8 protein-coding genes are annotated in these 8,210 nt (G+C 65.3%); 2 read left to right on the top strand and 6 right to left on the bottom strand.

Annotation, left to right across the window (positions count from 1 at the left end; all coding sequences use genetic code 11):
• From D7Y11_RS23515 to D7Y11_RS23490, 6 genes are all read right to left on the bottom strand, one after another.
• Positions 1–464, bottom strand: a 464-nt coding sequence (locus D7Y11_RS23515) for a hypothetical protein (protein WP_148139226.1), incomplete at its 3' end; no start/stop codon positions are given.
• 595 nt (positions 465–1,059) lie between these two features.
• A complete protein-coding gene (locus D7Y11_RS23510; RefSeq protein WP_126934848.1) occupies positions 1,060–1,503 on the bottom strand; it encodes a hypothetical protein in 444 nt (147 codons plus the stop codon).
• Between the two features lie 42 nt (positions 1,504–1,545).
• Positions 1,546–2,355, bottom strand: coding sequence for a methyltransferase domain-containing protein (locus D7Y11_RS23505; RefSeq protein WP_126934847.1), 810 nt, complete (start codon positions 2,353–2,355; stop codon positions 1,546–1,548).
• A 58-nt stretch (positions 2,356–2,413) separates the two neighbouring features.
• Positions 2,414–2,971 (bottom strand): hypothetical protein, encoded by a 558-nt coding sequence (locus D7Y11_RS23500; RefSeq protein ID WP_120578726.1) that lies wholly within the window; start codon positions 2,969–2,971, stop codon positions 2,414–2,416.
• 221 nt (positions 2,972–3,192) lie between these two features.
• Positions 3,193–3,963, bottom strand: a complete 771-nt coding sequence (locus tag D7Y11_RS23495) for a hypothetical protein (protein ID WP_120578727.1) — start codon at positions 3,961–3,963, stop codon at positions 3,193–3,195.
• 234 nt (positions 3,964–4,197) lie between these two features.
• Positions 4,198–4,680, bottom strand: coding sequence for a hypothetical protein (locus tag D7Y11_RS23490; RefSeq protein ID WP_120578728.1), 483 nt, complete (start codon positions 4,678–4,680; stop codon positions 4,198–4,200).
• A gap of 123 nt (positions 4,681–4,803) precedes the next feature.
• Between D7Y11_RS23490 and D7Y11_RS23485 the strand changes: the two genes are divergently transcribed.
• Complete coding sequence (locus D7Y11_RS23485) at positions 4,804–6,417, top strand: LVIVD repeat-containing protein (RefSeq protein WP_121751355.1); 1,614 nt, start codon at positions 4,804–4,806, stop codon at positions 6,415–6,417.
• 206 nt (positions 6,418–6,623) lie between these two features.
• Positions 6,624–8,093: a hypothetical protein gene (locus tag D7Y11_RS23480; protein ID WP_199753774.1), complete on the top strand. Its 1,470-nt coding sequence runs from the start codon at positions 6,624–6,626 to the stop codon at positions 8,091–8,093.
• Positions 8,094–8,210: the final 117 nt, after the last annotated feature.

Below are 8,210 nucleotides of genomic sequence, written 5' to 3'. Positions count from 1 at the left end.
GGAGGCGGCGGAGGCCCCTTGTCCCAGCCATCCTTCCAGAAGAGCCCCATCGCGCCCTGGCAGCTGAGGAAGAACAGCGCGGGGGTGACGATCTTCTTGGGCAGGTACTTCACGAGCCCCTTGCCGAGGACCCAGCTGAACGCCGAGCCGCCGATGAACTGCCCCACCTGCTGCTGTCCCCAGTCGAGGGTGTTCTGCTGAGCCTCGGGAGGCAGTGCTTTCCAGAGGGTCGCGACGGTCGCCGGATCGACCTTCAGCCCCGCGGCGTACCGGAGCCCCGCCCGGATCGCCCGGGCCGTGAGCAGGTTGTGGTACTGGATCACCTGCTGTTGCTGCGGACCCTGCAGGCCCAGCTGCCCGAGCGTGCGAAGCCCACCGACGAACAGCTGGGGAGGCTTGCTCGCGAGGCCGTAGTAGATGCCCCAGAAGAAGGGATACTGCTTCTGCTTGTCGTCGCCGCTCACGGTCATCGCTCCTTGGATGTGGGAGATTCCTCCCACGAAGAAGACGGTGAAGCCGTTCGCGCGTGAAGCTCGGACCGCCCGCACACCGGCTCAATGCCGGCTGAAAATCCGGTGGAGCCGGTACCTGGCTTTCATTGCCTGCGTGTCGCCACAGACCGGGCACCGGAAATGGGCTGCGTGGGGACTGGGCTTCGGAGCCGCCGCGGGATGAGCCAATGCCACCCCCGGCAGCGCCCCACGTGCCGTGGTGGCCTCCCTCCAGGCCAGGTCGCTGACAATCTGATCCGACAGCCTCTCCGTCGTTCCAAGCTGGACGGAGCCCATGTTGCCCGCGGTCTGACCTTGAAAGAGGGCGCGGCCCGCCTCCGCGTTGCGCATCGCCTGACTCTCGGCTCCTGCAACCTGCGTCGCTCACCACCCCCTCCCGTGGCGACGCCGCGGACCGCCGTGATGCGGTTGTTGAGCGCGGCGGTTGGACCGTTGGTCCAGGTGTATTGGATGGGATAGGTCGCGGGAACGGGCGTGAACGGCATCGAACCTCCATCAGGATGGGGGCGACGGATGCGGCGCCGAAGTATAGGCGAGAATGGACAAATCATCCCCGCCGGAGCAGGTCGGCTCGCATCGCTTCCACCGCGTCCTTGGCTTCCTTCAGGCCCACGCCGTGCTGGTCGCGGTAGAGCTTGATGGCCTGGATGAGGTTGTTGCTTCGAACGGCGCGCTCGATGGCGTCATTCACTTCCGGGCCGGACAACCCACTGGGTTCCAGGGACTCCATGCGCGCCCGGCCATCGCGCATCGCCTCCACGGCATCCTTCGCCTCTTTCAGGCCGCAGCCATGAAGCTGCCGGTAGAGCTTGATGGCGTTGATCATCTGCCCGGACTCGATCAACTCCGCGAGGCTCTGCTGCCCCTCCGCCGGAGACAGAGGGCTGGGCGGCTCCGCTGGCTGCTCACGATGGGAGGAGCGCAACCAGAAGCCGATCAGGGCTCCCATGACCACTGCGATCAGCATCAACACCAGGAATGACAGGGACATCCCCCGAGCATACAGACGCAGTGGACTTCCAGGGGCCCCAGCCTACCCGGGCACTCTCGCCCAGGCTCCGAAGGCCAGCTCCCCGATGTAGGTCGCACCCGCCTTCACGCGCTCCTCCGTGAGCCGCTGCTCGAGCGTGTCCACATCGAGCTCCGCCTCCGTCGCGACTCCGTGCTTCACGATTCGGGGAATCATCGCGCGGACGATGGCGCCCGTGGGATGCGCCTGGGTCGGCGTCTGCACGACGGCCACCGCCCGGACCTGTTCGACCGTGAGTCCCGCCTGCGTGAAGACCGACGCCAGGTCGAAGCCCATGTGGACGTTCGCGCCTTCGCGCTCCACCGTGCGCCAGATCCACTCACGCACCTGCGCGTGAAGCGGCAAGGGCCTGAGGCTCACCGGGCCCACCGTCGAGTCGTGCTCCTGGAAGACCACCAGCCCCCCGGGCTTCACGGCCCTCGCGAGACTCCGCACGGCGTCGACGGCGTCCGCCTGGTACATGAGCACCCGCCGTCCCACGACCGCGTCGAACAGGCCCTGCTCCCGCGGAAGCGCATGGAGGTCTCCCTCCACGAACGAGACGTTCGACAGGCCCTGTTCCCGAGCCCTCACGCGGGCCTGTTCAATCGCCCCGGCATCGCGGTCCACGCCCACGACCTGTCCCTGCGCGCCCACCTGGCTCGCGGCCATGAAGGTCACGTCGCCCCTTCCACAGCCGACATCGAGCACCCGCATTCCCGCCCGGAGTCCCGCGTCCGCCAGCAGCCTCTCCGTCATCGTCGCCACGTTGTCCATGCAACCGACGGTAGTCAGCCCGCACCGCCCCCGGAAGAGCGCGGCTTCGGATGGCATCGGCGAATCTTTCGATCCGTGGGCCGACACCACCGGAGTCACCCGTGCACACCGAGCATCACTGCGGATACGAGTCCTTCGCGCGCTCCTTGCGCTCCTGCTCCATGCGCCGCTGCTCGTTCAGCTGGCGTTCCATCTCACTCGCGCCCCCGCGTCGCTCACGAAGCCTCTCGGGGTAGCTCGCGACGATGAGGGGGGCGAAGTGCTCGAGGGCCTCCTTGAGGTCGGGGAAGGGAACCTCCTTCTTCTCGACCAGGATCTCCCATGGCTCCGTCATGGAGCCACGGGTCATCTCGAAGCCGACTCCCCTGGATGCCCAGGTCGTCGGGACGTCAATGACGACGCTGATGTACTCACCCCGCGTGCACGGCTGGATGAAGACCGAGTCCGGGTGCTTGCGATGGCCTCGTTTGTCACGCAGTCGGTAGGAGAGCGAACAGGCCTCGAGCGGCCGGAGCTGCTCCTGGACCTGGGCCAGCTCAGGGAGTCCGCCCACGTCCGAGGTCGTCAGGAAGCCCCCCTCCTTGAGGCCGATGCTCACCACGCCCACGCCAATGCCAAGGGCGACCGTGGCACTGATGATGACGAATACCTTCGTGCTGGAGTGCTTGTTCACAGGCCGATGCTATATCCCAGCCTGCCCGTCAAAAGCGCAATACAACTGCAATAGCCCCCCGAGCCCCGCGACATCCCGCGGAACATCCGGGTCTTCGCCCGGGGAGGCGGGAACGCGCGCTTCCCTCCGGCGGACATCACGCGGACGGATGCCGGCCTGCTGCGCGTCCTCCAGCAGCCTGCACCGGGGCGCCGCACGAAATTGAAGGGCCCCCACCGCGGTCACTCCCCCTCCAGGTCGATTTTGCAACATGAGAAACAGCAGTTAACAATCCTGCCCGGCCTGGGCGCCGCACCTTGAGGGGCGACCACACGCTGCCCTACCACCCGGTTGAAACTCAACGGCCCATTGCCTGTAAGTACCTGAGCCGGCTGATTGAACCTCATCGCTGTTTGAAGGGCATTCCACCGGATCAGGTTGACCACCACACTCTGTGGACCGTACTGGGTCGAATACACGTAACGGACCCCAGCCAGATTCATCTGGTTGAGGCCTTGCTGGATCAACTGCGCAAGGAACCAGTTCAGTGATTGAGCACTGGGCACATAATGCCCGGAGTTGTTGTCGACGGAGGTCAAGAACCCCTGGGCGTTCGTCGAGAAGCAACCGACAGCCATCGCCTGGCCTCCTGCCAGCATGCTGCTGTGCTTCTTCCTCGTGGCCGCGCCCACGCCCCTCGCCCCTTCGTCCTGCGTGACAAGGACCCGGCCGTCCATTCCAACCGCGAAAAGCCCATTGTAATTGAGGAACTCCCGGGTACTGCTCCAGATGTGGCGATCCCTGGCGCGGACGATCTTTCCCCCCACGATCTCCACCTCGGCGTGGGCTTGCCGATCGGCATCGTAGTAGCGGACGTTGTTTCGAAAGATCCCCATCTGGTCCAGCCGTGAGAGGGCTTGATCCACCGTGAACGACGGATGGTCATGGCTGGCACCGCCAGGAATGGCCAGGTCAAACAGGTTCCGCGCAGCAACGTTGAGACGCATCGGCATGGAAGACTCCCCCTCTGCAACACCCCCCCTCGAAACCAGGATATCGGGTGTTCGTGGACTTCCAGCCTGAGGCAGCAACCCAGACATTGCAAGAAGATCAAAACATGATGGAGACACTGGAAAGGCAACCCCAACCCATCCAGTCTCGTAGCTCAGGGTGACGATGAAACCCTGTCGGTCAAGTCTGGACGCAGGATGGCGAGCTCGAAGCCGTCCTGCGTCCGGATTGCGTTCTCAGGGCTCGCTGAAGCCGCCGCGCACCCACGCGTTTGCTACGTCCCGGGTGAACTTGAAGTTCACCGGCACGCGATGCTTCGCGACGGTCGCGCCAGCGTCGTCGATGGCTGACAGCAGCGCGTGGGGGTCATACTCATCGGCCACCATCTCGAGCCGGACCTCGTACCAGAGGCCCTCCCAGGCGATGGAGAGCTTCTTGGTCATGGCCTGATCGTGCTGTCGCGCGGAGCGATCCAGGACCTCCGAGGCCGTCTTCACGAAGGTCGCGAACGCCGGCGCATCAAAGGGCTTGGGATTCTTCTTGTCGCGGCCCATCACCCACGGGCTGATGAGTACGGGCTCGGGGATCCCCTGCTTGCGGATCTCCACGGCCCAGCCGTCGTCGTCCTCGTTCTTGATGACCTTGGCCGTCCAGCCGTTCTTCCGCCAGAACGTGGGCTCCATCACTTCGGGTTCGGCGGGCGTCTGCTCGTTGCTCATGGCATTGCTCATACTCCCCCGGGTGACACCTCGCCAGGACACAATCCTGGAACCGGAATGCATCACGGCGGCGGCGCGGGGCTCCTATCCATTCAGAGAACAACGCTGCAAGGGAGCCCATCGATGACCTTTCTTCCTCGTGGTCTGGGGGTGCGGCTGCTTGCCTGCTCCCTGGTGCTGACGGCCTGCGCTGAAACCCGGGGGACACCGGATGCCGGCCCGCCCCCTGTCGTGGCCTGGGATGGCACCTCCACCCCCATCGAAGAGAAGAGCGATTGGATTGACCGCGGTGTCTTCGCTCCTTGCGAGTTCACCCCGCCACTGGGAACCGAGATCGACTGCGACACCCCGGCCCTCTTCAACCTGTCGCAATGCAACCCGAGCGCGCTCCGCACGGCGTCACGGCACGGCATCTACCAGACCGAGCTGCGACCGGACACCGGCGAGTACCCTTGGGGCGGAGCTGGCCTCCTGCTTCCGGAAGGGGGCGGCACGGGAACCTCGAACTTCGATCGCTTCACCCGGCAGCAGTTCGATGACCAGGGCATGCTCCTCACGAGCGTCTTCACCACGACCCGGGGCGTGGCCATCAAGACCGCGCTGGCGGGCTGTGACGTGCCCCAGCCCCACCACATCACCGGCTGCTATGCGGTCTGCACCAACGGCGTGCTCACGGAGAAGGGGACGTTCGACGCGGACCGCCTGGTCTTGAGCCGCGGTGAGGCCGAGTCCTCCGGGGGCCTGAACCTCGTCTCCGAGTCCGTCGTCGGGATTGGCCATCCGGTGGATGTCTACGTCACGAAGAACCATGCTTACGTGGTGTCCATCCAGCTCAAGCCGGACATGCCCTCGGGAGGCCTGACGGTCTTCGACGTCAGCGACCGCAACCACCCCGTGTTGAAGAAGGTCATCTCCCTGCCGGGCGACGGGTACTGGAACGCCGCGTGGGCCAAGGACGACGTCCTCTACGTCGCCACCAAGGCTTCCGGCGTCATCCTGTATGACATTTCAAACCCGGGGGATCCGACCTACCTCCGCAGCGTGCCCAGCGGCGCGCCCCCGAATGTCCACACCCTGTTCGTGGATGGCAACCGGCTCTACGCCATGGCGCTGCGGCCCGCGCAGACGCTCATCTTCGACATCACGTCCCCGCGAGACCCCGTCCTGCTCAACCGCGTCGTCTTCTCGTCCGAGGAGTTCGTCACCAGCTATCCGCACGACTCCTTCGCCTACGAGGGCCGCCTCTACATCAACCACACGGACATCGGCTTCCTGGTCACCGACCCGAGCGACCCGATGCAGGTCAAGGAGCTGGGCAAGTACCACTACAACCGGCAGTACAGCCATGCCAGCGCGGTGGGGACCTTCGCGGGCCGCACCATCGCGTTCGAGGGCAGTGAGCAGGAGGGCGCGCACCTTCGCGTGCTGGATGTCACCGACCCGGCGAACATCCAGCTCATCGGCGAGCACCGGCTGCGTCCCACCACCTCCATCCACAACATGATCCTGAAGGGCACGAAGCTGTACGTCGCCTGGTACCAGGAAGGCGTGCGCGTGTTCGACGTGGCCAACCCCACGCTCCCCAAGGAGATTGCCTGGTTCAACGCCTACCGTGAGACCGACCCGAAGCGGCTGGGCGTCGTCTACGAGGGCGTCATGGGGATGCGCGTCCCGGGCGACGGGTTTGTCTACGCGGTGGACACCTCGCGCGGGCTGCTCATCTTCAACGAGCCCTGAGCGCGCGAGAAGTGAGAGGGAGGAGCCTGCGCTCCTGAGACGATCGGGTCCCCTGGCCGTCGCATTCTGCTCACGCGGAAAGGACGTGCGGACACTGAACGTCCAGCGGGCCAGGGCCTAGATCCACGGCGCAGTCGAGGAAGCAAGGCAGGCGTCCCCTGCCCTCTTCCGTACACGGTCGGCACGCCGCCCGAAGGAGGATCGAAGTGCAAGCTCCCCACATTGTCTCTCCATTCATGCACGTGCGCAGACGCGCCATGGGTGCCATCGCATGGCTCGCGCTGGTCACCCCATGGATTCCGCTTCAGGCTCACGCGGAGCAACCGCCGCCGCCGTGCCATCCCAACCCGAATGCCAACGCGGATGTCGCCACTGTGGCCAAACGTGGGGACATCGTCGCGCTGCCCACGCCGCTGAAGGATCGGATCCTCCGGCTCGCAAGCCGGCCGCACACCTTCCTCCCCATGCAAGCCTATGCGGAGGCGGACACGCCGAGCCAACTCTTCCAGTACTACCTGCTGGATACCAATGGCTTCGAGCGCAACGTCTTCGTCAGCATCATTCCCGGCGTCAATGACACCGCGATGTTGACGGCCACGGGCGGCAACTGCGGTCTTCCTACCATCGCGTCGGTACGGCTCGTCGTCGAGCCGAAGCCCGGGCTTCCCACCGACCCGAACAACGTCCGTGCCTTCATCGACGTCTTCACGGACATCTCCGGGCTCTTCGTCATCAACAACGAGAGCGGGTGGTACGAAGGCTGGATGATCCACGACCTGGTCGTCCCGCCGGTCGCGCCCCCGCGTCCTGACGGGCGTGCCCAGTTCGGCACGATGACCGCCGCCGATGCGGCGATGCTGGCGAAGATCGGCCACCACAACAACGTCCCCGGGAATCTCTTCACGACGGATGGGAAGGGCGTCCGGTTCCCGAGCGAGAACGATCGCTTCCCGTGGATTCAGAGCAACGTCGTTCCCATCCAGCTCAGCATGGGGGCGTACAACGCCCTGCAGCAACTGGATGTCCACAACTACTGGGAGTTCAACTACACCACGAACTGGGTCCACCCGCTCTACGAGCTGCCGTTCACCGGTGGCTTCCCCGACAAGATTGGGGCGCCTCCTGACGCCTTCGAGGACGGTGAGATTGGCTTGCTGAAGTCAATCGTCCCCGGCTCGGGGCCCCTGGGCGTGAAGAACTTTCCGCAAGAGTATGGAGACAGCCCGTATCGTCCCCGCGATCCGGACCTCTTCGACGCGGAGATCGACTCCCAGCGTGAGTTCCGCCAGCGATTCATCCCGAGCGGGCTCGCCAACGAAATCTTCCTGGATGTCTATGTCCGGCTGGCGTCGTTCATGCCCTGGGAGAAGAACCTGAACCGCCGCCTCTTCCAGGCCTATGCCCGGGAAGTCGCGCGGGTCGACATGAATGGTGACGGCGTCGTCTCGGCCGCCGAGGGCGACGTCGACTCCTCCTCGGATGGCTTCGCGGACAACTCGCGGTTGTTCATCCCCGCCACGGCGTTCAATCGCTTCGCGGTGACTCGCGAGATCAACGATGGCTATCTCGCACCTCGCTTCGCCCCCAGTCAGCGCGCCTGGCTGATGACGGGCGGGCGTCAGGAGGTCAGTCCCACGGTAGACGCCTCCGCGGGGCGAGACGGCGACGACCGCTGAAGGACCCGGAGGGGTCTCGGTTCCGTGGCACTCCTCGCTGAGCGCCGCGGAACCGGGACAAGGCCACGAACTCCGTGCGCTTGCACCGCCGCATCCGCGCCTCGCAGGAGCGGCGGC

It is taken from the genome of Corallococcus sp. AB018, from assembly GCF_003986945.1.
GTDB classification, from domain to species: domain Bacteria; phylum Myxococcota; class Myxococcia; order Myxococcales; family Myxococcaceae; genus Corallococcus; species Corallococcus exiguus.
Note: the sequence above shows the minus strand (reverse complement) of the source record. Positions and strands in the feature narration are given on the sequence as shown.

What these genes read in the sequence shown, in the direction of transcription:
- D7Y11_RS23485 (WP_121751355.1), top strand. Translation starts at nt 4,804, where the DNA reads ATGACCTTTCTTCCTCGTGGTCTGGGGGTGCGGCTGCTTGCCTGCTCC.
- D7Y11_RS23495 (WP_120578727.1), bottom strand. Translation starts at nt 3,963, where the DNA reads ATGCCGATGCGTCTCAACGTTGCTGCGCGGAACCTGTTTGACCTGGCC.
- D7Y11_RS23505 (WP_126934847.1), bottom strand. Translation starts at nt 2,355, where the DNA reads ATGCCATCCGAAGCCGCGCTCTTCCGGGGGCGGTGCGGGCTGACTACC.
- D7Y11_RS23490 (WP_120578728.1), bottom strand. Translation starts at nt 4,680, where the DNA reads ATGAGCAACGAGCAGACGCCCGCCGAACCCGAAGTGATGGAGCCCACG.
- D7Y11_RS23510 (WP_126934848.1), bottom strand. Translation starts at nt 1,503, where the DNA reads ATGTCCCTGTCATTCCTGGTGTTGATGCTGATCGCAGTGGTCATGGGA.